This window comes from Micromonospora sp. NPDC047644, from assembly GCF_040704315.1.
Taxonomy (GTDB): Bacteria; Actinomycetota; Actinomycetes; order Mycobacteriales; family Micromonosporaceae; genus Micromonospora.
On record NZ_JBEYSY010000002.1, the window covers coordinates 50,753 to 74,714 of the forward strand.

Annotated in this window: 20 protein-coding genes and 1 pseudogene; 11 read left to right on the plus strand and 10 right to left on the minus strand. The window is 71.4% G+C overall.

Translation table 11 applies throughout. From position 1 onward, the window contains the following. Positions 1–43: 43 nt before the first annotated feature. Positions 44–910 (minus strand): oxidoreductase, encoded by an 867-nt coding sequence (locus AB0877_RS03480; protein ID WP_366606281.1) that lies wholly within the window; start codon positions 908–910, stop codon positions 44–46. Between the two features lie 280 nt (positions 911–1,190). Continuing rightward, complete coding sequence (locus tag AB0877_RS03485; RefSeq protein ID WP_366606282.1) at positions 1,191–1,493, minus strand: helix-turn-helix transcriptional regulator; 303 nt, start codon at positions 1,491–1,493, stop codon at positions 1,191–1,193. A gap of 65 nt (positions 1,494–1,558) precedes the next feature. On the opposite strand from AB0877_RS03485, the gene map reads away from it, so the two are divergent. The 5 genes and pseudogenes from map to AB0877_RS03510 all read left to right on the plus strand — a co-directional run bounded on the left by map (position 1,559) and on the right by AB0877_RS03510 (position 6,990). Beyond that, positions 1,559–2,332 (plus strand): type I methionyl aminopeptidase, encoded by a 774-nt coding sequence (gene map, locus AB0877_RS03490; RefSeq protein WP_366606283.1) that lies wholly within the window; start codon positions 1,559–1,561, stop codon positions 2,330–2,332. Between the two features lie 163 nt (positions 2,333–2,495). Beyond that, a pseudogene (locus tag AB0877_RS03495) lies at positions 2,496–3,170 on the plus strand (CDP-alcohol phosphatidyltransferase family protein); the annotation flags it as partial. Between the two features lie 284 nt (positions 3,171–3,454). Continuing rightward, positions 3,455–5,110 (plus strand): sulfatase-like hydrolase/transferase, encoded by a 1,656-nt coding sequence (locus AB0877_RS03500; RefSeq protein WP_366606284.1) that lies wholly within the window; start codon positions 3,455–3,457, stop codon positions 5,108–5,110. Between the two features lie 34 nt (positions 5,111–5,144). Further along, positions 5,145–5,942 (plus strand): FkbM family methyltransferase, encoded by a 798-nt coding sequence (locus AB0877_RS03505; protein ID WP_366606286.1) that lies wholly within the window; start codon positions 5,145–5,147, stop codon positions 5,940–5,942. A 91-nt stretch (positions 5,943–6,033) separates the two neighbouring features. Then, positions 6,034–6,990, plus strand: coding sequence for a LysR family transcriptional regulator (locus AB0877_RS03510; protein WP_366606287.1), 957 nt, complete (start codon positions 6,034–6,036; stop codon positions 6,988–6,990). On the opposite strand, the gene AB0877_RS03515 is transcribed toward AB0877_RS03510, so the two are convergent. Genes AB0877_RS03515 through AB0877_RS03550 form a run of 8 tightly spaced genes read right to left on the minus strand, consistent with a single transcriptional unit; the run spans position 6,915 to position 15,253 of the window. Then, positions 6,915–8,141: a VWA domain-containing protein gene (locus AB0877_RS03515; protein ID WP_366606289.1), complete on the minus strand. Its 1,227-nt coding sequence runs from the start codon at positions 8,139–8,141 to the stop codon at positions 6,915–6,917. The genes AB0877_RS03510 and AB0877_RS03515 overlap by 76 nt on opposite strands. An 8-nt stretch (positions 8,142–8,149) precedes the next feature. Next, positions 8,150–9,124: an SRPBCC domain-containing protein gene (locus tag AB0877_RS03520; RefSeq protein WP_366606291.1), complete on the minus strand. Its 975-nt coding sequence runs from the start codon at positions 9,122–9,124 to the stop codon at positions 8,150–8,152. Next, positions 9,121–9,990, minus strand: a complete 870-nt coding sequence (locus AB0877_RS03525) for a MoxR family ATPase (RefSeq protein WP_366606293.1) — start codon at positions 9,988–9,990, stop codon at positions 9,121–9,123. Before AB0877_RS03525 ends, AB0877_RS03520 begins: the two co-directional genes overlap by 4 nt. Further along, positions 9,987–10,562, minus strand: a complete 576-nt coding sequence (locus AB0877_RS03530) for a nucleotidyltransferase family protein (RefSeq protein WP_366606295.1) — start codon at positions 10,560–10,562, stop codon at positions 9,987–9,989. The genes AB0877_RS03525 and AB0877_RS03530 overlap by 4 nt, the downstream gene beginning before the upstream one ends. Positions 10,563–10,565: 3 nt before the next feature. After that, positions 10,566–11,432: an XdhC family protein gene (locus AB0877_RS03535; protein ID WP_366606296.1), complete on the minus strand. Its 867-nt coding sequence runs from the start codon at positions 11,430–11,432 to the stop codon at positions 10,566–10,568. 10 nt (positions 11,433–11,442) lie between these two features. Then, on the minus strand, positions 11,443–13,833 hold the full coding sequence (locus AB0877_RS03540; protein ID WP_366606298.1) for an aerobic carbon-monoxide dehydrogenase large subunit: 2,391 nt from the start codon (positions 13,831–13,833) through the stop codon (positions 11,443–11,445). Next, on the minus strand, positions 13,830–14,378 hold the full coding sequence (locus tag AB0877_RS03545; protein WP_357195947.1) for a (2Fe-2S)-binding protein: 549 nt from the start codon (positions 14,376–14,378) through the stop codon (positions 13,830–13,832). Before AB0877_RS03545 ends, AB0877_RS03540 begins: the two co-directional genes overlap by 4 nt. 2 nt (positions 14,379–14,380) lie before the next feature. Next, the gene (locus AB0877_RS03550) at positions 14,381–15,253 is read right to left on the minus strand and encodes a xanthine dehydrogenase family protein subunit M (protein WP_366606300.1); all 873 of its coding nucleotides are present in this window, start codon (positions 15,251–15,253) and stop codon (positions 14,381–14,383) included. A gap of 118 nt (positions 15,254–15,371) precedes the next feature. On the opposite strand from AB0877_RS03550, the gene AB0877_RS03555 reads away from it, so the two are divergent. From AB0877_RS03555 to fdh, 6 genes are all read left to right on the plus strand, one after another. After that, complete coding sequence (locus AB0877_RS03555; protein ID WP_366606302.1) at positions 15,372–16,442, plus strand: XdhC family protein; 1,071 nt, start codon at positions 15,372–15,374, stop codon at positions 16,440–16,442. A 16-nt stretch (positions 16,443–16,458) separates the two neighbouring features. Next, positions 16,459–16,878, plus strand: coding sequence for an ASCH domain-containing protein (locus AB0877_RS03560; protein ID WP_366606303.1), 420 nt, complete (start codon positions 16,459–16,461; stop codon positions 16,876–16,878). Between the two features lie 70 nt (positions 16,879–16,948). Then, the gene (locus AB0877_RS03565) at positions 16,949–17,713 is read left to right on the plus strand and encodes an ABC transporter ATP-binding protein (RefSeq protein WP_366606305.1); all 765 of its coding nucleotides are present in this window, start codon (positions 16,949–16,951) and stop codon (positions 17,711–17,713) included. Continuing rightward, positions 17,710–19,572: a hypothetical protein gene (locus tag AB0877_RS03570; RefSeq protein ID WP_366606306.1), complete on the plus strand. Its 1,863-nt coding sequence runs from the start codon at positions 17,710–17,712 to the stop codon at positions 19,570–19,572. Before AB0877_RS03565 ends, AB0877_RS03570 begins: the two co-directional genes overlap by 4 nt. A gap of 169 nt (positions 19,573–19,741) precedes the next feature. Further along, a complete protein-coding gene (locus AB0877_RS03575) occupies positions 19,742–20,539 on the plus strand; it encodes a PrsW family intramembrane metalloprotease (RefSeq protein ID WP_366606308.1) in 798 nt (265 codons plus the stop codon). 145 nt (positions 20,540–20,684) lie between these two features. After that, the gene (gene fdh / locus AB0877_RS03580) at positions 20,685–23,960 is read left to right on the plus strand and encodes a formate dehydrogenase (RefSeq protein WP_366606309.1); all 3,276 of its coding nucleotides are present in this window, start codon (positions 20,685–20,687) and stop codon (positions 23,958–23,960) included. Positions 23,961–23,962 lie beyond the last annotated feature (2 nt).

The following is a 23,962-nucleotide window of genomic DNA, read 5'->3' on the forward strand; positions in this document are numbered from 1 at the left end:
CCTTCCGTGGAGGTCGTGGCGGGGCTGCATCCTGCCGGGGGTGTTATTCGAGGCTGGCCAACTCGTCCGGCGACAGGACCACAGCCCCGGCGGCCAGGTTCTCGACCAGGTGATCGGGGTTGCCGGTCCCGGGGATGGCCAGCAGGTGCGGGCCGCGGCTGAGGGTCCAGGCGATCCGCACCTGAGCGGGCGTCGCGCCGTGCGTGCGGGCGATGGCCTCCACCGCCGTGTTGGCGGCCACGCCGCCGGCCTCACGTCGGTCCCCAGCGATCGCAAAGAACGGCACGAATGCGACGCCCTGCTCGCCGCAGGTACGCACGAGCTGATCCTGCGTTCGTCGGGTGTCGACACCGTAGGTGTTCTGTACGCAGACCACCGGAGCGATCGCCTGCGCCTGCGCGAGGTGTTGCGGACGGATGTTCGACAGGCCGAGATGCCGGATGAGTCCGGTGTCGCGTAGCTCGGCCAGCGCGCCGAAGTGCTCCGCCACCGACTCCAGTCCGTGCTGGCGTAAGTTCACGACATCCAGGTGGTCCCGGCCGAGTTGGCGCAGGTTCTCCTCTACCTGTCCACGCAGCTCATCCGGACGGGCCAGCGGCAGCCACGCTCCCGAGGGGTCGCGGCCCAGTCCGACCTTCGTGGTGATGACCAGGTCATCCGGGTACGGCGACAGCGCCGTGTTGATCAATTCGTTGGCCGACCGCAGTGGCGAGAAGTAGAACGCCGCCGTGTCGATGTGGTTCACACCGAGGTCGACCGCTTGGCGTAGCAGTCCGATGGCCAGCGCGCGGTCGCTCGCCGCGCTGCCGTTACCCGTCAGGCGCATCGCGCCGAATCCGATTCGATTGACGCTCAGATCGCCGAGCGTCCAGGTGCCCGCGGATTCCGCACCGATCATGTTGGTAGACATCGGGCGAACTTAGCCACCGCCACTGACCTGCGCAGTCGGGCGTCTGCCCGATACCGATCGGGAGGAATCACTGTTAGGTTATCTATAGTCAGATAGCGCTCTGCCGGCGGTGCGGTGACAGCCGCGGCTCATGCGGTTCCTGACTGCATTCGCGTTTGGAGCCTGACGGCAGACCCTCCCGAAGGCGGGGCGTTTACCGAGTCCCGGCGGACAGAGGCGTAGGCAGCGAAGCGGCTCGGGCCCACCCCGTGGCGGCGTCCACAGGATCGGCCGCCGCGCGCTAGGAGGCCAACCGTTCTCGCGCGGCGCGCGTCGGCCGGGGGAGTTCGGCGCTGCCGTCCGAGGTGTTGATCTCCGACCAGACGGCGTCGAGGGAGAGGCCGAGGACGTCGGCGATCGCCGCGATGGTCGGGAAGGCGGGGGTGGCTATCCGGCCGGACTCGATCTTTCGAAGGGTTTCCGGCGAGACGCCCGCGTCGAGCGCGGTGAGGAGCATCGAACGCTCTCCACGGGCCCGACGCAGGAGCGCGCCGAGGCGCTGACCGCGTTCGAGCTCTTCGGGAGTGAGTGGCAACCTGACCATGCCCCGATTCTAGTACCGGGATAATATGGCCGGGATACTTATTGGTCGTCCGAGGAAGGCGCTGCATGATCGAGATCCTGAGCCCCACCGACGTGCTGCGAGCGAAGGACACCGGCGCGCTGGTCGCCGGCATCCTGCAGACGCTGAAGAGCCGCTGCGTGGTCGGCACCAACCTCCTGGACATCGACCGGTGGGCGCAGGCCATGATCATCGAAGCCGGGGCGCAATCCTGCTACGTCGACTATGAGCCGTCCTTCGGGCGTGGGCCGTTCGGCCACTACATCTGCACGTCGGTGAATGACGCCGTACTGCACGGGCTGCCGTACGACTACCCACTCGCCGACGGGGACCTGCTCTCGCTCGACCTCGCCGTCTCCCACCGCGGAGTCGTCGCGGACTCGGCCGTCAGCTTCGTGGTGGGCGACGTGCGGCCCCCGGAGAGCGTCGCGCTGATCGACGCGACCGAGCGCGCGTTGCAGGCCGGGATCGCCGCCGCCGGCCCCGGCGTTCCCATCGGTGACATCTCCCACGCGATCGGCTCGGTTCTCACGGCGGCGGGATACTCGGTCAACACGGAGTTCGGCGGCCACGGGGTCGGCTCGACGATGCACCAGGACCCGCACGTCTCCAACACCGGGCGCCCCGGTCGCGGTTACCGGCTACGCCCGGGGCTGCTGCTGGCGCTGGAGCCCTGGGTGATGGCGGACACCGCCACGCTGATCACCGATGCCGACGGCTGGACCCTTCGCAGCGCGACGGGCTGCCGGACGGCGCACAGCGAGCACACCATCGCCATCACCGACGACGGTGCCGAGGTGCTGACCCTGCCGACGCCCTGACCGACGGCCCGGCGGTCGACCCGCAGCCACGGTGGACGATTAACCGGCCGGCCCACGGGCAGGTCTCTGTGGGGCACCCTGCCACGTCGCGTTCAGAATGAACCGATCGGTCATATTTTCCGTGATGACGGTCAGGGTCACCCACCAGAGTCGCGGAGGCACGATGTCAACGGTTCGAACTGGTCCGGTCATCGGACTGCTCGTGCAGATCGGCCTGCTGGCCCTGCTGGCGGAGACGGTCGGTCTGGGCGCGGCGGGCTGGGTGGCGGGGCTGGCGTACGGGGTGGTCCTGTGTGCCCTGCTGAGCCGGGGGATGTCCCGCTCGGGCGCGGGTGCGCTCAGCCCCGCCGACCGGGTGACCCTGAGCCGGGCGATCCTCGTCGGCGGCGTGACGGCCCTGGCCGCCGACTCGTTCGGCCGGTCGGCCCCGATCACCCTGATGGTCGTCCTCACCAGCGTGGCGTTGGCCCTGGACGCCGTCGACGGGTACACGGCCCGTCGTACCGGAACCACCAGCGAGCTCGGCGCGCGCTTCGACATGGAGATCGACTCCTTCCTGGTCCTGGTGCTCTGCCTGCACGTGGCCCCCGCGGTGGGTGGCTGGGTGCTCGTGATCGGCGCGATGCGCTACCTCTACGGCGGCGCGACCTGGGTGTTGGAGTGGATGCGGGGATCCGCGCCGCCGCGTTACTGGAGCAAGGTCGTCGCCGCGATCCAGGGTGTCGTGTTGACGGTCGCGATGGCCGACGTGCTGCCCGCGCCGCTGACGACAGTGGTGCTGGTGGTGTCGGTGGCGCTGCTGGTCGAGTCGTTCGGGCGGGACGTGACCTGGCTCTGGACGACCCGGCACCGCCGCCGCGCCGTCACCCACGCCACCCCGGCCGCGACGGTCCACGTGGGCAACTCGGCCAGCCACAGTGCCCCGGGCGCCGTGACGGCGCTGGGCGCGAGCCGGCCGGACGGGCTGCCCTGGTCGGACCGCCCCACGGTCGCTGTCGCCCGACGCGGGACCGCCCGCGTCTGAGCCTCCTGGATGCTGCGCCGAACAAAGATCATGAAAGGATGCGCGGGTTGTCGCTCTTGACGCGCGTACGTCAGCTGCCGAACCAGGGACGGAGGGCGATGGAGGTCGAGGTCTCGGACGGCACCGCCGACGGCACCGACGTCGAGGAGCGGCCGAAACGCTCCGTCGCCGCCCGGCTGACGACCGTGCTGGCCGCCCTGCTCGTGCTGCTCGTCCTCACCGTGCCGTACGACTACGGCCGGCTCAGCCCGGCGGCGTTCGCGCGGATTCCCCTGGAGGCGCTACTGGTCGTGGCCCTCCTGCTGGCCCTGCCGTCTCGCGGCAGCCGGATGGTCGCGACGCTGGCCGGCGTGGCTCTCGGCCTGCTCGGTGTGTTGAAGCTGCTCGACCTGGGATTCACCGCGTCGCTGAGCCGGGCGTTCGACCCGGTGCTCGACTGGGCGCTCCTCGACGAGGGGTTCGCCTTCCTCAGCGAGTCGTACGGCCGGCCCGCCGCCATCGGTGCCGCGGTCGCCCTGGCGGCGGTGGTCGTGTTCCTGCCGACGCTTGTCACGCTGTCGATGCGGCGACTGCGGGGGGTGGTGGTCCGGCACCGCACCGGTACCACCCGGGTCGTCGCCGCGCTGGTGGTCGTCTGGGTGGCCTGCGCCGCGTTCAACGTGCGGGTGGTCGAGGGCGTACCGGTCGCCGACACCTCCGCGACCACGCTGGCCAACGGTCACGGTTTCCAGGTGCGCCTGCGCCTCGATGACCGCGAGACGTTCGGCGCTCTGATCGAGTCCGACACGTTCGGCGACACCCCGGGCGACCAGCTACTGACCGCGCTGCGCGGCAAGAACGTGGTCGTCGCCTTCGTGGAGAGCTACGGCCGGGACGCCGTCGAGGACCCGGAGTTCGCGCCCTGGGTAGGTGCGGTCCTCGACCGCGGCACCAGTCAGCTGGGCGCGGCGGGTTTCGCCGCGCAGAGCGGCTTCCTCACCTCGCCGACCTTCGGTGGCGGCAGTTGGCTCGCGCACGACACACTGCTCTCCGGCCTGTGGATCGACAACGACCAGCGCCACCGCACCCTGCTGTCCAGTGACCGGATGACCCTCAACCGCGCCTTCCAACGCGCGAACTGGCAGACCGTGGGCGTGATGCCCGCCGTCACCAAGCCGTGGCCGGAGGGTTCCTTCTTCGGCTACGACCGGTTCTACGACGCCAGGACGCTCGCGTACCGAGGCCCGAAGTTCAGCTTCGGCACCCCGCCCGACCAGTACACCCTGGCCAGCTGGCAGCGCCTGGAGCAGGCGGAGCGCGACGGCAACGTGATGACCGAGCTGGCGCTGGTGTCGAGTCACGCGCCCTGGACGCCCGTCCCGCCGCTGCTCGACTGGAACGACGTCGGCGACGGCTCGGTCTACCGGGGAGCCGGCGCGGGCAGGTCGGACGACAAGCGCCGCAACACCGCCCAGATCCGGGCGGACTACCGGAAGTCCATCGAGTACACCATGGGCGCGCTCATCTCCTATGTGCGGACCTACGGAGACGACGACCTCGTGTTCATCGTCCTCGGTGACCACCAACCCGCCGCGGTCGTCACCGGCGAGAACGCCAGCCACGACGTGCCGATCTCGCTCATCACCCGGGACCGGGCCGTGCTGGACCGGATCTCCGGGTGGGGCTGGCAGGACGGGCTGAAGCCCGGACCGCAGGCGCCGGTCTGGCGGATGGACGCCTTCCGGGACCGGTTCCTGACCGCCTTCGGGCCGTGACCCGGCCACCTCTCTCACGGACTGGACCAGACAGATGACGGCTGGCACCGACACCAGGATCGCCGCGCTGCGCAGCGACCCGGCCCTGTCCCTGCTGCACCGGTCGCTGGACGTCTACTACGGCGATCCCGAGCGGGACGCGAGGATGGACGCCTTCTACTCCCGTTTCGTCGACGGCGGGGACCTCGTCTTCGACATCGGCTCCCACGTGGGCGATCACATCGCCAGCTTCCGTCGCCTCGGTGCCCGGGTCGTCGCGGTGGAACCGCAGCCGTTGTGTCTGCGCGCCCTGCGGGCGATCTACGCCGACGACGACCAGGTGACAGTGGTCGACGCGGCCTGCGGCGCGCTTCCCGGGCGCACCCGGTTGCACGTCAACTCCGCCAACCCCACGGTGTCCACCGCCTCACCGGATTTCGTCCACGCGGCGGAAGGGGCGGGCGGGTGGGAGGGCCAGGTGTGGGACACCGACATCGAGGTGGCGGTGGTCACCGTCGACGCGCTGATCGAGACGTACGGCGTGCCGACCTTCACCAAGATCGACGTTGAGGGCTTCGAGGACGAGGTGCTGGCCGGCCTGAGCCGCCCGCTGTCCGCGCTGTCGTTCGAGTTCACCACCATCGCGCGTGCGGTCGCCGACCGGTGTCTCGATCGCCTGACCGCGCTGGGTTTCGACGGTTTCGACGTCGCGGTGGGCGACGACAAGTCGATGACCTTCCAACGGTGGACGTCCGCGACCGACCTGGCGACGCACCTGCACGACCTGCCGCACGCCGCGAACTCCGGCGACGTGTACTGCGTGTCCGGCAATCAGGCGGTCACCACCGACTGATCGGGTGCTGGTGGTGGCGCGGACCAGCGCGGGATGATCGACGTTCGTCTCGACGTCGAGCCGCGCCACGCGATCGCGGGGGAGAGGGCCGATGACCCCGACACAGCTGCGCGCGTACGTCGCCGTGGTCCGGCTGGGATCGGTCAAACAGGCCGCCGCGGAGCTTCAGGTGTCCGAGTCGGCGGTGTCGCTGCACATCGCCCAACTGCGCAGGGAGTTCGGCGACAAGCTCTTCGCCCGGACGGCGGGGGGCCTCGAGTTCACGGCGGGTGGGCTGCGGCTGGCCAGTCGGGCGGCGGAGATGCTGGGTCTGCAGGACCGCACCATCCTGGAGGTCAGCGCCGCGACGCGCGGCCGACGGATGCTGCGGGTCGCGGCGTCGAGCCTGTTCGCGGAGTTCGCCGCGCCGGGGCTGATCGAACTCTTCGCGAAGCGCGCCGCCGATCTCGACGTCGAGTTGAGCGTGCGCAACCCGGGATCGTTCGGGTCGCTGCTGTCGACCCGCGCCGCGGACATCGCGATCGGGCCGCAACCGTCGGTCGTCGACGGCGCGATCGACTGCCGGCCGGTGATGAACTACCGGCTCGTGATCGCCGTCGGTCCGGAGCATCCACTGGCCGGTGTGGCGGCGTCACCGGGGCAGCTGCGGGAGCAGACCTGGCTGCTCGGGCCGTCGGCCGCCACCGAGTGGGGCGCGGTCCCGGCGCTGCTGCGCCGGCTGGCCGTACCGGACGAGCGGCAGCAGCTGTTCCAGAGCCACGCGGCCGCGCTGGGGGAGGCCAAGCGGGGCCGGGGGGTGGCGCCGGCCCTCGCCTTCACCGTCGCGCCGGACATCCGTCAGGGCCAGCTCGGGCAGGTTCTGGGGCCGCACGCCACGATGGAGGCGGTGTGGCATGCGCAGGTGCTCGCCACCCCCGGTTCGATGTCGGCCGCCGAGGAGCTGTCGCGCTTCTCGTCGACGCCGAGGGCGATTCAGGCGATGATGCGCGGTGCGGGCGTCAGCGTCGGCCATTTCCGGCCGTCGGTGCACGTGACGCTCTGGAGCTGACGGGCGACGACAAGCAGGTCGTGAAAGGTGCCGGCCGGCAGCATCCGGTCGCAGTAGGGGAGCGCGGCGGCCATCCCGCCGACGCGGGGGGCGAAGCCGGGTGCGCCGGCGCGGGGATTCAACCAGACGATCCGGTACGCGCGGCGACTCAGCCGGGCCATCACCGCTGCCAGGTCGGCGGGCGGATCGCTGTCCCACCCGTCCGACCCGATCAGCACCACCGCCCCGCGTACGGCCTCCGCGTGGTGGGAGGTGAGCAGGGCGCGCAGGTTCGTGGCGATCCTGGTGCCCCCGTACCGGTCGGTCACGGCGGCGCTGGCCTCTGCGACCGCCTCCGCCGCCGAGGTGTGCCGGAGCACCACGGTGAGCCGGGTCAGCGTCGTGGCGAACGCGAACACCTCCGCATCGGCGACCACCGCGAACGCCCGCATCAGATGCAGGTACGCGGTGGCCTGCGCCCGCATCGACTCGCTGACGTCACAGAGCAGCACGACCCGCCGCGGCCGCCGTACCGGGCGGGCGCGGACGACCTCGATCGGCTCCCAGCCGGTACGCCGGGACCGGGCGATGGTGGCCCGCACGGCGATCCGGGCGCCGGCCGGGCCGACGGTGTGCCGTCGGGTGCGTCGGGTCGGCCAGCCGGCGACGGCCGCGCGCAGGGCGTCGCCGAGTTGCGTGACCTGCGCGGCGTCGAGTGCGTCGAACGGACGGTCGGCGAGCCCGGTGTGGGCGCTCGGGCGCCGCTCGGGCAGCCGGAGCGCTGTGTCGTCCTCCGGTGTCTCGGCGACGACCGGCGGCAGTGTCGCCCAGGGCAGGCCGCCGCCCGGCCCCGCGTCGTCGGTGTCGGCCGGCACCCGGACGTACACGTCGTCGGAACTGCCGGCCGAGGGCGCGGACCGCTGCGGTCGGGGCAACGGTGGGGGGTCCGCGAAGACCGCCGCGAAGACCCGGTCGAACGCGGGCACGTCGCTGTGCCGTCGCACCAGGCTGATCCGGGCGGTCCAGTAGAGCGCCGACATCGAGTCGGGTGGGCTGGCGGCGAGCGCCCGGACGAAGTCGTCGACGGTGGTCAGCCCGGCCGGAACCCCGGCCCGGCGCAGCCGACCGGCGAGGGCCACCGCGAACGCGGCCCGGTCTACGCCGCGCAGCACGCCCTGGCTCACCGGCGCGCGACCAGCCAGGCGATCACCGCGCCGACCGCGACCAGACCGACGACCACCGGTACGAGGCGTTTGGTGACCGACCGACCGGCGATGCTGAGCAGGTCGAGCGCCTCCGGCTCGGCGGCCGGCGCGACACGTACCGCATCGCCCGAGGCCCCGACGCCCGACGCCCCGACGCCCGACGGTCCGACGCCCGACGGCCCATCGGCCGAAGCAGCCGGCGGCGGACCTGGCTGTGACGAGACCGGCGACGGGTCGACCGTTGACGGCTCGACGGGTGCGGGTGTCACGGCGGCGGTGCTGGGCGTGGTTGCGACCGCCGTGGCGGACGCGACCGGCGTTGCCTCGATCGGCGCGGCGGACGCCGCCGGGGTGGACTCGGACGCCGCCGTGGTGGAGGACTCGGACACCGCCGTGGTGGAGGACTCGGACACCGCCGTGGTGGGCTCGGACGCCGCCGGGGTGGACTCGGACGTCGCGGCGGAGGTGGCCGCCACGGTGTGGGCGTGCGGACGTGGTGCCGGCGGGTCGGCGGCGAGCTTGGCCTCCAGGTTCGCGACGAACTGGGCCAGCAGCTTGCCCGACACCTCCTTGATCATGCCGCTACCGAACTGGGCCAGTCGGCCGGAGATCTTCAGATCGGTGTCCACACTGACCAGCGTCCGGTCGCCGTCCGGCCGCAGGTGGGCGGTGACCAGCGCGGACGCGGTGCCGGCCGAGCGGGCGTCCCGGCCCTTCGCGTCGATCACCCCGCGGTAGGCGGCGTCGTCCTTCTCGACGAACCGGGCGGTGCCCGCGAACTCCGAGACGACCGGCCCGACCTTGACCCGCACCCGGCCCTGGTAGACGTCGCCGTCGACATCGGTCAGCTGGGCGCCCGGCAGGCACGGCGCGAGCCCTTCCAGGTCGGTGAGCACCGCCCAGGCCCGGTCGATCGGGACGGTGACCGCGAACTCGTTGGTGATCTTCATGGGTGACTCTCCTGGTAGGCGCCGAGCGCGGCGGCGACCACGGCGCGGTCGTCGGGGGTCTTGGCGATGGTGCCGATCGTCTGCGCGACACCGTCGGCGGCCAGGTCGGTGACGCCCAGCACGGACAGCGCGCCCACCCAGTCGATGGTCTCCGCCATGCCGGGGGCCTTCTCCAACTCCCGGTGGCGTACGCCGCCGACGAACTGCACGGCCGTCTGGATCAGCGGCCCGGCCGCGCCCGGTACGGCCCGGCGGACGATCTCCACGGCGCGGGGCGGTTCGGGGTATTCGATCCAGTGGTAGAGGCAGCGGCGGCGCAGCGCGTCGTGCAACTCCCGGCTGCGGTTGGAGGTGAGCACCACGACCGGTGGCGTGCGGGCGGTGAAGGTGCCGAGTTCGGGGATCGTGATGCCGGTCTCGCCGAGGAACTCGAACAGCAACGCCTCGAACTCGTCGTCGGCCCGGTCGATCTCGTCGATCAGCAGCACCGGCGGGACCGGCCCCCGGTGGCGTACGGCCCGCAGGATCGGCCGTTCCTGGAGGTACTCGGCGCTGAACAGGTCCGCGTCGGTGAGCCGGGTGTGGTGCGCCTCGGCGAGCCGGATCGCCAACAGTTGCCGCTGGTAGTTCCACTCGTAGAGCGCCTCGCCGGCGGTGAGCCCCTCGTAGCACTGCAACCGGATCAGCGGTGTCTCCAGCGCGCGGGCCAACGCCTTCGCGGCGGTGGTCTTGCCGACCCCCGGCTCGCCCTCCAGCAGCAGCGGCCGACCGAGGCGCAAGGCCAGGAACAGGGCCATCGCCATGCCGTCGTCGACCAGGTAGTCGACGGCGTCGAGGCGGTGCCGGACGGCCTGGGCGTCCTTCATGCCTCGCCCGCCAGCAGGCGCGCGTAGTCGGCCCGGGTGTCCACGTCGACCGGCACCGGCCCGTCGACCGTCACCTCGGTCACCGGGTGGCGTCCGGAGTGCAGGAGCTTCCAGACGGCCTTGTCGCCGTGCAGGTCGTACAGCTCGGGCAGGACCTCACGGCCGAAGCGGAAGGGATGACCCAGGCCGTCCGCGTACCGGCACACGGCCAGCGGGGTGCCGGCCGCGGCGACCCGGCGGACGTCCGCGGCGCGGACGCCGGGCTGGTCACCGAGGAGCAGCACGAGGGCGTCGGCGCGCGGGTCGACCGCGCGAGCGGCGGTGCGGACCGACGACCCGCAGCCGGTGCTGAACGCCGGGTTCTGCACGACCTGGCAGCCGGTCAGGTCCACCCGGTCGCGAATGTCGTCCGCCGCGCCGCCCAGGGTGACGAGCAACTGGTCGAAGCCGCACCCGCGGGCCAGGTCGAGGGTGGCGTCGAGCAGCGTCCGCCCCCGGTACGGGAGCAGTTGTTTGGCCTCGCCGAGCCGCACCGACGCCCCAGCGGCGAGCACCACGCCGGTCAGGAACACCTGTCACGCCGCCGTGAAACTGGCGAGGCAACCGGCGCAGCAGAACCAGAGGTCCTGCCCGTCGACGCGCGTGTGCGGCGTCTCTGCCCCGACCAGCACCGTCATGCCGCACACCGGGTCGACGGCCTGTTGCGGTCGGGCGGCCGGCGGGCCGGCGGCCGGGGCCAACCCGTCCACCCGGATGGCCCGGACCACCTCACCCATGATCGCCAAGGCGATCTCCGCCGGCGTACGGGCACCGATCTCCAGCCCGGCCGGGGTGTGGACGCGGGCGCGTTCGGCGTCGGTGAGGCCCAGCTCGTCGAGCAGCGCCTCACCGCGTCTGTCACTGGCGACCAAGGCGATGAACCCGACGCCGGCGTCGAGCGCGGCCCGGATCGCCTCCGGCTCGCCCCTGCCCAACCCGGCCACCACCACAGCGGTGCAGCCGGTGCTGTCGCCGGCGGTGACGACGTCGAAGTCGAGGAACGCGGCCAGGGTCGTCACGGCGGCGCTGATCGGGGTGTCACCGACCACGCGCAGCGCCGGCGCCGGCAGCATCGGCCGGAGGAAGACCTCGATCGCCCCACCGGAGTGGCACGGATTCACCACCACCCGTGCCCCCGGCGTCTCCGGGAACGGGGTCGCGCCTTCCGGCAGCACCCGCAGCAGCAGAGCGGTGCCGTCGCGCAGGGCGTCGAGGGCTGCCGCCCGCACCGAACTCTCCGCGCACACCCCGCCCACGAAACCCTCGATCGAGCCGTCGGACCGGATCACCGCGTCGTCGCCCGGCCGGGCCGACGTCGGATCCTGGGCGCGGACCACTGTGGCGTGGACGAACGGCTCCCGGGTGTCGGTCAGCTCCCGGGCGCGTTCGGCGATGGTGGTCATCCTCGGCTCCTCAGATCGGCGGCCGGGCCTGGCCGCGCATCGCGTCCCAGACCCGTGACGGCGTCAGCGGCATGTCGGCGTGACGGACGCCGAAGGGCTTCAGGGCGTCGATGACCGCGTTGACGATCGCGGGCGGCGACCCCACGGTGGCGGACTCGCCCACGCCCTTCGCGCCGATCGGGTGGTGCGGCGACGGCGTGACGGTGAACCCGGTCTCCCAGTCGGGCACTTCGAGGGAGGTCGGGATCAGGTAGTCCATCAGGGACGCGCCGAGGCAGTTGCCGTCCTCGTCGAACGCGATCATCTCCATCAGCGCCATACCGACCCCGTCGGTCAAGCCGCCGTGCACCTGCCCCTCGATGATCATCGGGTTGATCCGGGTGCCGCAGTCGTCGACCGCGATGAACCGTCGGACCTTCACCTGCGCGGTGCCCGGGTCGATGTCCACCACGCAGATGTACGCGCCGTGCGGATAGGTCAGGTTCGACGGGTTGTAGCAGATCTGCGCCTCCAGGCCACCCTCGATGCCCTCGGGCAGGTCACCCGCGCCGTGCGCGCGCAGGGCGATCTCCTGGATGGTGACGGACCTCCCCGGGTCGCCGGCGACGTGGAACGCGCCCTTCTCCCACTCCAGGTCGGCGACCGACACCTCGAGCATCCCCGAGGCGATGATCCGGGCCTTGTCGCGGACCTTCCGGGCCACCAGGGCGGCCGCCGCGCCCGAGACGGGCGTCGAACGGCTGCCGTACGTGCCGAGGCCGAACGGGGTGTTGTCGGTGTCGCCGTGCAGCACCTCGATGTCCGCCGGTGGGATCCCGATCTCCTCGGCGACGATCTGCGCGAACGTCGTCTCGTGGCCCTGACCCTGCGACTGCACGCTGAGGCGTACCACGGCCTTCCCGGTCGGGTGGACGCGCAGCTCGCAGCCGTCGGCCATGCCCAGCCCGAGAATGTCCATGTTCTTGCGCGGCCCGGCGCCGACGGCCTCGGTGAAGAACGCGATGCCGATGCCCATCAGCTCGCCCCGGGCCCGTTTCTCGGCCTGCTCGCGGCGCAGCTCGTCGTAGCCGGCCATCTCCATCGCCAGCCGCATCGTCGGCTCGTAGTTGCCCGAGTCGTACACCCAGCCGGTCTTCGTCGTGTACGGGAACTGCTCCGGCTGGATGAAATTCTTCAACCGCAGCTCGGCCGGGTCCATGCCGAGTTCGTCGGCGAGGCAGTCGACGATCCGCTCGACCAGGTAGACCGCCTCGGTGATCCGGAACGAGCAGGCGTACGCGACACCACCCGGTGCCTTGTTGGTGTAGACCGCTGTCATCTTGCAGTACGCGGCCTCGATGTCGTAGCTGCCGGTGAAGACCCCGAAGAAGCCGGCCGGGTACTTCACCGGAGCGGCGGTGCCGTTGAACGCGCCGTGGTCGGCCAGCACGTTGGTGCGGATGCCGAGGATCCTGCCGTCGCGGGTCGCGGCGATCTCCCCGCGCATGATGTAGTCGCGGGCGAAACCGGTGCTGATCAGGTTCTCCGAGCGGTCCTCCATCCACTTGACCGGCTTGCCGGTCACGATCGAGGCGACGATCGCGCAGACGTACCCGGGGTAGATCGGCACCTTGTTGCCGAACCCGCCGCCGATGTCCGGCGCGATCACCTGCATCTTGTGCTCGGGCAGGCCCGCCACGATGGCGTAGAGGGTGCGGTGCGCGTGCGGAGCCTGGGTGGTCGACCAGAGCCGCAACTTGCCGTCGACCGCGTCGTAGTCGGCGACCGCCCCACACGTCTCCATCGGCGCCGGGTGCACCCGGGGGTAGACGAGATCCTGGCTGACCACGACGTCCGCGCGGGCGAAGACCGCCTCGGTGGCCGCCTCGTCGCCGGTCTCCCAGTCGAAGCAGTGGTTGTTCGTCTTGCCGTCCAGATCGTCGCGGATCAGCGGCGCGTCCGGCTCCAACGCCCGGCGCGCGTCGATCACCGGGTCGAGGACGTCGTACTCGACGTCGATCAGCTCCAGCGCGTCACGTGCCGCGTAGCGGTCGTCGGCGACGACGAACGCCACCTCCTGGCCCTGGAAGCGCACCTTGTCGGTGGCGAGCACGGCCTGCACGTCGTTGGAGAGCGTCGGCATCCAGGCCAGGTTCTGCTGCGCCAGCGCCGCACCGGTCACCACCGCCCGCACCCCGGGCGACGCCTCGGCGGCACTGGTGTCGATGCTGACGATCCGGGCGTGCGCCACCGGCGACCGGAGGATCGCGAGGTGCAGCATCCCAGGCAGTTGGACGTCGTCGACGTACCGGCCGCGTCCCCGCAGGAAGCGCGGGTCCTCCTTGCGCAGCATCCGGCCGTACCCGACGGGCTTCTGGTCGTTGTCGTGGAACGTGTCCACGCGCTCGTGCACAGTGGTCATGCGACGGCCTCCGCGGGCTGGCCGGCGTTGTCGATCTCCCCGGCCTCGGTCGATTCGGTGGTCTCGGTGACCTGGGCCGCGGCCTGCGCCTCGGCCACGGCGGCCCAGCGGACCGAGCGCACGATGGTGGCGTAACCGGTGCACCGGCAGATCTGACCCGAGATCGCCTCCCGGATCTCCGTCTCGCTCGGGTCGGGGTTGCGGTCGAGCAGGGCCCGCGCTGTCATCATCATCCCCGGGGTGCAGAAACCGCACTGCAGACCGTGGCACTGCATGAACCCCTGCTGGATCGGGTCCAGCTCGGCGCCCTTGGCGAGGCCCTCGACGGTACGCACCTGGTGCCCGCCGGCCATCGCGGCCAGCACCGTGCACGACTTCACCGGCTCACCGTCGAGCCAGACCACGCAGGTGCCGCAGTTGCTCGTGTCGCAGCCCCAGTGCGTGCCGGTCAGACCCAGCACGTCGCGCAGGAAGTGCACCAGCAGCAGCCGGCCCTCGATCTCCCGGGTGACCTCGACGTCGTTGACGGTCATGGTGACCTGCATGCTCAGCTCCTCGCCCGTTCGACGGCCCGGCGCAGGGTCCGCCGGGTCAGCTCGGCGGCCAGATGCCGCTTGTAGTCCGCGCTGCCGCGCTGGTCGGTCACCGGGTCGCAGCTGTCCGCCGCGATCGCCCCGGCCTGCTCGTAGAGGCTCTCCGAGGGTTCCTGCCCGCGCAGCGTCGCCGAGATCGCCGGGATGCCGGTGGTGTTGGGGCCGACCGCCGCGAGACCGACCCGGGCGTCGACGATCGCGCCGCCGTCGAGCCACACCGCCGCGCCGGCCGACACCACGGCCCAGTCGCCGGCCCGGCGCTCGACCTTGGCGTAGGCGCTGCCACAGCCGGGCCGTACCGGCAGCCGGATCTCGACCAGGATCTCGTCGTCGGCGACGGCCGTCTCGTACGGACCGACGTGGAACTCCTCCATCGACACGACCCGCTGCGCGCCACCCGGGCCACGGATCACGCACCGCGCGTCCAGCGTCGTGCAGACCGCTGACAGGTCCTCGGACGGGTCGGCCTGGCACAGCGAGCCGCCCAGCGTGCCCCGGTTGCGCACCACCGGGTCGGCGATCACCCGTTCGGCGTCGGCGAAGATCGGGAACGCCGTCGCCAGAACGGGGGATTCGAGGAGCTCCCGATGCCGGGTCAACGCACCGATGCGGACCTCGTCGGGGCCCGCCTCGACGTAGCCCAACTCGCCGTGCAGGTCGTTGATGTCGATCAGATAGTCGAAGTTCGCCAGCCGGAGCTTCATCATCGGCAACAGGCTGTGCCCGCCGGCGATCAGGCGGGCGGTTCCGCCCAGCCGCTCCAGCAGGCTGATCGCATGGTCCACACTGGTGGCTCGCTCGTACTCGAACGGTGCCGGCACCTGCATGTCGCACCTCCGTGGTCCGGCAGAATCTCTGCCCGGCGGGGGTCAAAGTCAACGGTGACCTAAGCAGTTGCTTAGGTCACCGTTGACGGTGTCGGCGAGGCTCGCGGATCGTGCGGCCATGCGTGACATCGTCGACGGGCTGGCCGGCTGGCGTGCGGAGGGAGTCGCGTTCGCCGTCGCGACCGTCGCGCGGACCTGGCAGTCCGCCCCGCGACAACCTGGCGCGGCGATGGCCGTCTCGGCGAACGGCGACGTGGTGGGCAGCATCTCGGGCGGCTGCGTCGAGGGTGCCGTCTACGAACTCTGCCGGGCCGCGATCCAGACCGGCGCGGCGCGCACCCAGACCTTCGGCGTCAGCGACGACGACGCGCTGGACGTCGGGCTGACCTGCGGCGGCACCATCGAGGTCCTGGTGCAACCGAGCGTGGCGATGACCGAGGTCGACGAGGTCCTCGCCGCGATCCGCGACGGCCGTCCGGTCGCCACCGCATCGGTGGAGAACGCTCAGTTGGTGATCTGGCCGGATCGGTTCGCCGGTAGCCTCGGCGCACCCGATCTGGACGACGCGGCGGCCCGGCAGGCGACCGGGATGCTCGCGCTCGGCCTCACCGGCACGATCCACCTGGGGCGGCAGGGGCAGCAGCGCGGCGACGAGGTGGCCGTGTTCGTCCAGTCCTACGTGCCACCACCCCGGATGATCATCTTTGGCGCGATCGACTTCGCCGCCGCGATGGCCCGGATCGGCACGTTCCTCGGCTACCACGTGACGGTCTGCGACGCCCGCCCGGTGTTCGCCACCCGTGCGCGTTTCCCGGACGTCGACGACCTCGTCGTCCGCTGGCCGCACGCCTACCTGGAGTCGACGACCGTCGACGACCGCACGGTGCTCTGCGTCCTGACCCACGACCCCAAGTTCGACGTGCCGCTGCTCCAGGTCGCCCTCGCCACACCGGCCCGTTACATCGGCGCGATGGGCAGCCGCCGTGCCCACGACGATCGGATCCGCCGGTTGCGCGAGGCGGGTATTCCGGAGAGCGCGCTGGCCCGACTCCGCTCACCGATCGGGCTGGACCTGGGCGCGCGGACGCCGGAGGAAACCGCCGTGGCGATCGCCGCCGAGATCACCGCCGAGACCTGGGGCGGCACGGGGCGGCCGCTCAGCGACCTGGCGACCCCGATCCACCACTGACGCGTACGCTCCGCGGATGGACCTCGACGATCTTCCGCTGGCCGAGTTCGCGTTTCCGGGGCCACTGCGGGACAAGCTGGTGGGCGCGATCCTGTCCGGGGCGAAGACCTCGACGACGGGCCTGCTGATCGGGTACGAGTGCGCGAACGAGCCGCTGCCCGAGGTGGGTCAACTGTCGGCAGTGGTGGATTCCGCCGGCCGCCGCGTCGCGGCCATCGAGCTGACCGACGTACGGGTGGTCCGGCTCGCCGACGTCGACCTGCCGCACGCCCTGGCCGAGGGGGAGGGCGACGAGTCGGTCGCGCAGTGGCGTGCGGGGCACGAGACGTTCTGGCACAGCGCCGAGGTGCGCGCCGAGTTGGGCGACCCCGACTTCATGGTGAACGACGACACCCTGGTGGTGACCGAACGGTTCCGGCTGGTGCACGTCACCTGATCTGCGCCGCCCACTGTGGACGGTCGGTCGACGGACCACATGATCGTCGAGGGTCACCTATGCTCGGCGCGTGATCCCCCCGGCACTCGAGATCCGTGGCCTGGTCAAGACCTTCGCGGCGCATCGCGCGGTGGACGGCATCGATCTGACCGTGCGTTCCGGCACCTTCCACGGCATCGTCGGGCCCAACGGCGCCGGCAAGTCCACCACCATCGGGATGGCCGTCGGCCTGGTCACTCCCGACTCCGGGGAGATCCGGATCCTCGGTCACGACGCGCTGCGCGAGCGCGGCCTGACCCGCGCGCTGACCGGCGTGCTGCCCGACGGCCTCGACTTCCCGGAGCGCCTCACCGGCGCCGAACTGCTGCGCTACAGCGCCGGGCTGCGAGGGCTGCCCCGGGCGGAGGCCGCCGAGCGGGCGGCCGAACTCATCGACGTGCTCGGCCTGGTCAAGGGCGCCGGCACCCCGTTGGCCGACTGCTCCACCGGCACCCGCAAGAAGCTCGGTCTCGCCCAGGCGCTGCTGCACGCGCCGCGACTGCTCGTCCTCGACGAACCGTTCGAGGCGGTCGACCCGGTCTCCGCGGCCACCATCCGCCGGGTGCTGCGCCGGTTCGTGGCCGGTGGCGGCACCTGCGTGCTGTCCACCCACTCGATGCTGCTCGTCGAGCAGATGTGCGACGAGGTCACCGTGATCCATCAGGGCCGGGTGGTCGCCGCCGGGTCGGTCGCCGAGGTCGCCGCCGGCAGCAGCCTGGAGGACCGGTTCGTCGAGCTGGTCGGTGCCGAAGCCGCCGGCAGCGCCGGTCTGGACTGGCTGACCGGGGCCCGATGAGCACGCAGTCAACCGCCTCTGGAGTGTGGGGCGGCTCCCTCGGCGCGGTGACGGTGCCGGCCCGGATGCGCGCGACGATGTTGCGTCGCTCGCTGCGCGAACATCCCGGCCCCACGGTGGCCGGCCTGGTCGGCCTGCTCGCCGCCGCCTGGTTGATCCGGTACGCGCTCAACGGCGACCAGCACACTCTCGGCCTGCTCGCCGGGGCGTGGGTTCTCGGCTGGATCGTCCTGCCGCTGCTGCTCGGCGGCGGGCGTGGTCGGGTCCGCCCGGCCCACCTGCGGTTGGAGCCGATCGGCGGGGCCCCGGCCGCGATCGGCCTGCTCGCCGCGTCGGCGATCGGGGTCGGCCCGGCCGTCTCGCTGGTGGCACTCGCCGCGCTGCCGGTGCACGCCGCCCGGTACGGCACCGTCGCGGTCCTCGTCACCGCCTGCGGCGCGGTGCTGCTCTGGCTGCTCGGGCTGATCGGCTCGGCCATCGCGCTGGAGGTCGTCGGCCACGCCGGTGGTCCGGCCGGGGCGCTGCTCACCGGCGTCTTCACCGGCACGGCGATGGGGGTCGCCGGCTCGCTCTGGGCCGTCTTCCCGTGGGTGTCGGTCCTGCTCGTGGCAGCGCCGCAGGACGTGGTCCGGGCCATGGAATACGTGCCGAGCGGTTGGCCGGTCACCGCCGTGGCCGGGCCGACCGGGCAAGGGGTGGGCCTGATGGCGGCCCTGATGGGCATCGTGGCGCTCTGCGCCGCCGCGTACATCATGCTCGTCCGCAGGGTGATCGCCACCGGCGTGCCGTTCCGGCCGCGCCGGACCACGGCGGCGTCGGCGACCACGGCGCAGCGGGAGTGGCCGGGGTGGGTGCCGGCCGCGACGCGGGCGGTCGTCGGCCGTGAGGTGCGGTCCTGGACGCGGCATCCGCTGCGGGTGCAGTATCTGGCGTTCGCTGTGGTGTACGGGGCGTTGCTGGCCGGGCTGCCGCTGCTGTCGGACGTGGACCTGCTGTTGCCGTGGGCCGGAACGCTCGCCGTGCTCGGCGCGGCGGCGATGTCGGCCGGGCTGGTCGGGCTGGACGGCACCGCGTTGTGGCTGCCGTTCACCACACCGGGCGGTGAACGGGCCGAGGTCCGGGGACGTGCCCTGGCCTGGCTGGTGCTGGTCACTCCGATCGGCGTGCTGCTCACCGTCGTCGGCATCGTCCTCGCCCCCGGAGTCGACCCGCTGGCCGCGCTCTCCACCCTGCCGGCCCTGCTCGGCGCGGGCGCGTCGGTGCCGGTGTGGGTGTCGCTGCTGCGCGTACGCCCGGTGGCCGACCCGCGGCACCCCACTGCGGCCGACAACCCGACCGACATCGTCAGCGTGCTGGTCGCCACCGCTGCCGGGCTGCTGGCCGCCGGGCCGGTGCTCGCCCTGATGATCTGGGGTCCGCCGGCGGCGGCACCGCTGCTACCGGTGGTGGGGCTGCTGTCCGGCGTGGCGACCTGGTGGGGTGGCTTGTGGCTGGCCGACGAGCGGCTCGCCCAGCGCGGCACGACGGTGCTCGCCGTGGCCGGTCAGCGCAGCCGGCCCCCGGAGGCGGCGCTCCCGCTGACCTGGGACGCGCAGTGGTATCGGGAGAACACGTCGACAGCGTGGGCGCTCGGGCTGCTGACGCTCGGGTGGATCCCGGTGATCCCGCAGGGGCTGATGCCGCTGGCCTTCGGAATCGACAGCGGGTGGATCGTGGCCGGTCACCTGAGCGGAAGCGCGCACACGGCGGTGGGGTTGGCGATGGTCGGCCTGGGCGTCGCGATGCTGCTCACCGGCCTGGTGCTGTGGGATCGCCGACCGCAACCGGGCAGCCGTGCCCCATCACTTCCCCCCACCTGACCGCCCCTCCGGGGCGCAGTCGCCGCATCGACCGGTGGCAGCTCAGCCGGGAACCGCTCGGCGTGTCGAACAGCTGATCTGCCGTTGATGCGGGCGGAGTGGTGCGAGCCAGGCGAGACGGCGGGGCCCGAGCTGGTCTTCGTAACCTTGGTCCGCCAGACTGCGCGGTATGGGTGATCGTTGGCGCCGGTGGGCGTGGGTCGGGGTGCTCGTCATCGGGCTGATCCTTTATCTGTCGGTGCTGCGGACCTTGGTCAGCACCAAGAATCCGAACTTCGTACCGGCGTTGATCCTGCTCGGGGCGACGTTGGTGCCGTTGACGTTCCTGACGTTCGCGCAGGCCCGGACCGGGCGCTGGCAGGTGCCGGCGTCGGTGCTGGTGACGTCGGCGTTCTTCGGCGGTGTGATCGGCACCGTCGTCGCCGGCACCCTGGAGTACGACACCCTGCGCGGCCTCGGCACCCTGCCGATGCTGTTCGTCGCGTTGATCGAGGAGTCGGCGAAGCTGATCGTCCCGGTGGTGCTGCTGTTCACGGTGGTGGCCCAGCGCCGTCGCCGGGTGCCCTCCGACGGGCTGATCATCGGCATCGCCGCCGGCATGGGGTTCGCCGCGCTGGAGACGATGGGCTACGCGTTCAGCGCGCTGCTGAGTTCGCAGGGCAACATCGGCGCGGTGGAACAGACGCTCTTCATCCGGGGTCTGACGGCGCCCGCCGGCCACACCGCCTGGACCGGGCTGACCGCCGGCGCGCTCTGGGCGTTGCTGGCGAGCCCGAGCGTCGCCCGGCTCTTCGGGTTCATCGGCACGTTCCTGGGTGTCGTCGTCCTGCACACCCTCTGGGACACGTTCTCCGGTTCGCTCGTCTTCGTCGTGTTGGCGATCATCAGCATCGGCTGGTTGTTCTGGGAGCTGCGCCGCTACCGGACCTTCAGCGATCAGCACGACGGCCAGTTGCAGCCGCACTGACCAACGCCGTCCTCCATGCCTCTCCCGGCCCGCAGCGAAGGGCTGGGAGAGGCATGACTGTTGGTGATGTCGCTGCGGCCGGGCCGGCACCTCAACTACCGTCAGAGTGTTCATATGTGGCGGCATTGGTCGGGAAGGTGCGGCGATGGGGGCGCGCGGCTGGTTCGAGGGTTGGCCGGTCTATCGCCAGCTCACCGGCACGGACCCGCTGGGCCGGGGCGCCGCGGCGAAGTCCGACGGGTCCCGCGCGCTCACCGCTCGGACCGAGACCGCCGACAGCGTCGCCCGCTCGGTCTGCCCGTACTGCGCCGTCGGGTGTGGTCAGCGGGTGTTCGTCAAAGACGGTCAGGTCAGCCAGATCGAGGGGGATCCGGACAGCCCGATCTCGCGGGGTCGGCTCTGCCCGAAGGGTTCGGCGAGCAAGAGCCTGGTGACCAGTCCGCTGCGGCAGACCAAGGTCCGCTACCGCCGGCCGTACGGCACCGAGTGGGAGGACCTCGACCTCGACACCGCGCTGGACATGATCGCCGATCGGGTCCTGGCCGCCCGGGACGAGACCTGGGAGGACGTCGACGCCGAGGGCCGGCCGCTCAACCGGACGCTGGGTATCTCCAGTCTGGGTGGGGCGACGCTGGACAACGAGGAGAACTACCTCATCAAGAAGTTGTTCACCGCGATGGGCGCGCTCCAGATCGAGAACCAGGCGCGTATTTGACACTCCTCCACCGTCCCCGGTCTGGGGACCAGCTTCGGTCGTGGCGGCGCCACCCAGTACCAGCAGGACCTGTCGAACTCCGACGTCATCGTCATCCAGGGTTCGAACATGGCCGAAGCACACCCGGTGGGTTTCCAGTGGGTGATGGAAGCCAAGCGTCGGGGCGCGAAGGTCTTCCACGTCGACCCGCGATTCACCCGCACCAGCGCGCTGGCTGACGCGTACCTGCCGATCCGGGCGGGCACCGACATCGCGTTGCTCGGTGGGGTGGTGCGCTACATCCTCGACAACGAGCTGGACTTCCGGGAGTACGTGGTCGCCTACACCAACGCCGCGACGATCGTGACCGAGGAGTACGCCGACACCGAGGACATGCACGGCCTCTTCTCCGGCTTCCAGGAGGAGAACGCCTCGTACGACCAGACCAGTTGGCGCTACGAGGGCCACGGGCAGAACCAGACGACCCGAGACACGGAGATCCAGCGGGAGACCGGCGCCGGGCTGGAGCACGAGTCGCACGGCGCACCCGTCGGCGGCGAGACCGAACGGGACGAGACGTTGCAGCACCCGCGCTGCATCTACCAGATCCTCAAGCGGCACTTCTCCCGCTACACCCCGGAGATGGTGGAGAAGGTCTGCGGCATCCCGCAGGAGAAGTTCCTCGAACTGGCCCAGGCGTGGACGGAGAACTCCGGCCGGGACCGCACCGGCATGCTCGTCTACTCCGTCGGCTGGACGCAGCACAGTGTGGGTGTGCAGTACATCCGCACCGGCGCGATCATCCAGCTCCTGCTGGGCAACATGGGTCGCCCGGGTGGCGGGGTGATGGCCCTGCGCGGGCACGCCAGCATCCAGGGCTCGACGGACATCCCGACGTTGTTCAACCTGCTGCCCGGCTACCTGCCGATGCCCCACCACGCCAACCACCCGACCCTGGACAAATGGGTGGACAGCATCGCCCACCCCGGGCAGAAGGGCTTCTGGGGCAACGCCCGCACCTACGGCGTCAACCTGCTCAAGGCGTACTGGGGTGAGGCGGCCACCGCCGAGAACGACTACTGCTACGGGTACATGCCCCGGATGACCGGCGACCACGGCACCTACCAGCAGGTGCTCGACATGATCGACGGGAAGGTCAAGGGGTACTTCCTGCTCGGGCAGAACCCGGCGGTCGGGTCGGCGCACGGCCGGGCGCAGCGTCTCGGCATGGCCAACCTCGACTGGCTCGTGGTCCGCGACCTGTTCGAGATCGAGAGCGCCACCTTCTGGAAGAACGCGCCGGAGATCGAAACCGGCGAGATCGCCCCCGAGCGGTGCCGCACCGAGGTGTTCTTCCTGCCGGCCGCCTCCCACGTCGAGAAGGAGGGCACCTTCACCCAGACCCAACGGCTGTTGCAGTGGCGGGAGAAGGCCGTCGAACCCCCAGGCGACGCCCGCTCCGAACTCTGGTTCTTCTACCACCTCGGACGCGTCATCCGGGAACGGCTGGCGACGTCGACGAAGCCCCGCGACCGGGCGCTGCTCGACCTCGCCTGGGACTACCCCACGCACGGCCCGTACGCGGAGCCCAGCGCCGAGGCGGTGCTGCGCGAGATCAACGGGTACGACGTGGCCACCGGCCGCCCGCTGGCGTCGTTCACCGAGATGAAGGACGACGGCTCCACCGTCGGCGGTTGCTGGATCTACACCGGGGTGTACGCCGACGGCGTCAACCAGGCGGCCCGCCGCAAACCCGGCTCGGAGCAGTCCCTGGTGGCACCCGAGTGGGGTTGGGCGTGGCCGGCGAACCGACGCATCCTCTACAACCGCGCCTCCGCCGACCCGGACGGCAACCCGTGGTCCGAGCGCAAGCGCTACGTCTGGTGGGACGCGGACAAGAGCGAGTGGACCGGCTACGACGTACCGGACTTCGAGAAGACCAAACCGCCGTCCTACCGACCGGCGCACGACGCCTCGGGCGTGGCGGGCATCGCCGGCGACGACCCGTTCATCCTCCAGGGCGACGGCAAAGGCTGGTTGTACGCCCCGACCGGTGTGCTCGACGGGCCGATGCCCACCCACTACGAGCCGGTCGAGTCGCCGGTGCGCAACCCGCTCTACCGACAGCAGGCCAACCCGACCCGCAAGGTCTACACCCACCCGATCAACACGCTCAACCCGAGCCCGCCGGAACCGCACAGCCAGGTGTTCCCGTACGTGTTCACGGTCAGCCGGCTCACCGAGCACCACACCGCCGGTGCGATGAGCCGGATGGTCTCGCCCCTGGCGGAGCTGCAACCCGAGATGTTCGTCGAGGTGTCGCCGGAGTTGGCGGCCGAACGTGGTCTCACCCACCTGGATTGGGCGCACCTGGTCACCGCCCGTGCGGCGATCGAGGCGCGGGTGCTGGTGACTGATCGGCTCACCCCGTTGCGGGTGGATGGTCGGATCATCCACCAGGTGTGGTTGCCGTACCACTTCGGTTTCGAGGGTCTGGTCACCGGCGACTCGGCCAACGACCTGTTCGGCATCAGCCTGGACCCGAACGTGCTGATCCAGGAGAGCAAGGTCGGCACCTGCGACGTGCGGCCCGGCCGCCGACCCAGGGGCCGGGAGCTGCAGGACCTCGTCGTCGACTACCGGCGGCGGTCCGGCGACCTGAACCCGCACTATCCACCGCAGGTCACGACCGACTCCGCCGACAGCGGCCCGGACCAGGAGGTCTGACC

Excerpts from the sequence above, each read along its gene's own strand:
- AB0877_RS03480 (WP_366606281.1), bottom strand. The coding sequence starts at position 910 with ATGTCTACCAACATGATCGGTGCGGAATCCGCGGGCACCTGGACGCTC.
- AB0877_RS03485 (WP_366606282.1), bottom strand. The coding sequence starts at position 1,493 with ATGGTCAGGTTGCCACTCACTCCCGAAGAGCTCGAACGCGGTCAGCGC.
- map (WP_366606283.1), top strand. The coding sequence starts at position 1,559 with ATGATCGAGATCCTGAGCCCCACCGACGTGCTGCGAGCGAAGGACACC.
- AB0877_RS03500 (WP_366606284.1), top strand. The coding sequence starts at position 3,455 with ATGGAGGTCGAGGTCTCGGACGGCACCGCCGACGGCACCGACGTCGAG.
- AB0877_RS03505 (WP_366606286.1), top strand. The coding sequence starts at position 5,145 with ATGACGGCTGGCACCGACACCAGGATCGCCGCGCTGCGCAGCGACCCG.
- AB0877_RS03510 (WP_366606287.1), top strand. The coding sequence starts at position 6,034 with ATGACCCCGACACAGCTGCGCGCGTACGTCGCCGTGGTCCGGCTGGGA.
- AB0877_RS03520 (WP_366606291.1), bottom strand. The coding sequence starts at position 9,124 with ATGAAGATCACCAACGAGTTCGCGGTCACCGTCCCGATCGACCGGGCC.
- AB0877_RS03525 (WP_366606293.1), bottom strand. The coding sequence starts at position 9,990 with ATGAAGGACGCCCAGGCCGTCCGGCACCGCCTCGACGCCGTCGACTAC.
- AB0877_RS03535 (WP_366606296.1), bottom strand. The coding sequence starts at position 11,432 with ATGACCACCATCGCCGAACGCGCCCGGGAGCTGACCGACACCCGGGAG.
- AB0877_RS03540 (WP_366606298.1), bottom strand. The coding sequence starts at position 13,833 with ATGACCACTGTGCACGAGCGCGTGGACACGTTCCACGACAACGACCAG.
- AB0877_RS03545 (WP_357195947.1), bottom strand. The coding sequence starts at position 14,378 with ATGCAGGTCACCATGACCGTCAACGACGTCGAGGTCACCCGGGAGATC.
- AB0877_RS03550 (WP_366606300.1), bottom strand. The coding sequence starts at position 15,253 with ATGCAGGTGCCGGCACCGTTCGAGTACGAGCGAGCCACCAGTGTGGAC.
- AB0877_RS03555 (WP_366606302.1), top strand. The coding sequence starts at position 15,372 with ATGCGTGACATCGTCGACGGGCTGGCCGGCTGGCGTGCGGAGGGAGTC.
- AB0877_RS03560 (WP_366606303.1), top strand. The coding sequence starts at position 16,459 with ATGGACCTCGACGATCTTCCGCTGGCCGAGTTCGCGTTTCCGGGGCCA.
- AB0877_RS03570 (WP_366606306.1), top strand. The coding sequence starts at position 17,710 with ATGAGCACGCAGTCAACCGCCTCTGGAGTGTGGGGCGGCTCCCTCGGC.
- AB0877_RS03575 (WP_366606308.1), top strand. The coding sequence starts at position 19,742 with ATGGGTGATCGTTGGCGCCGGTGGGCGTGGGTCGGGGTGCTCGTCATC.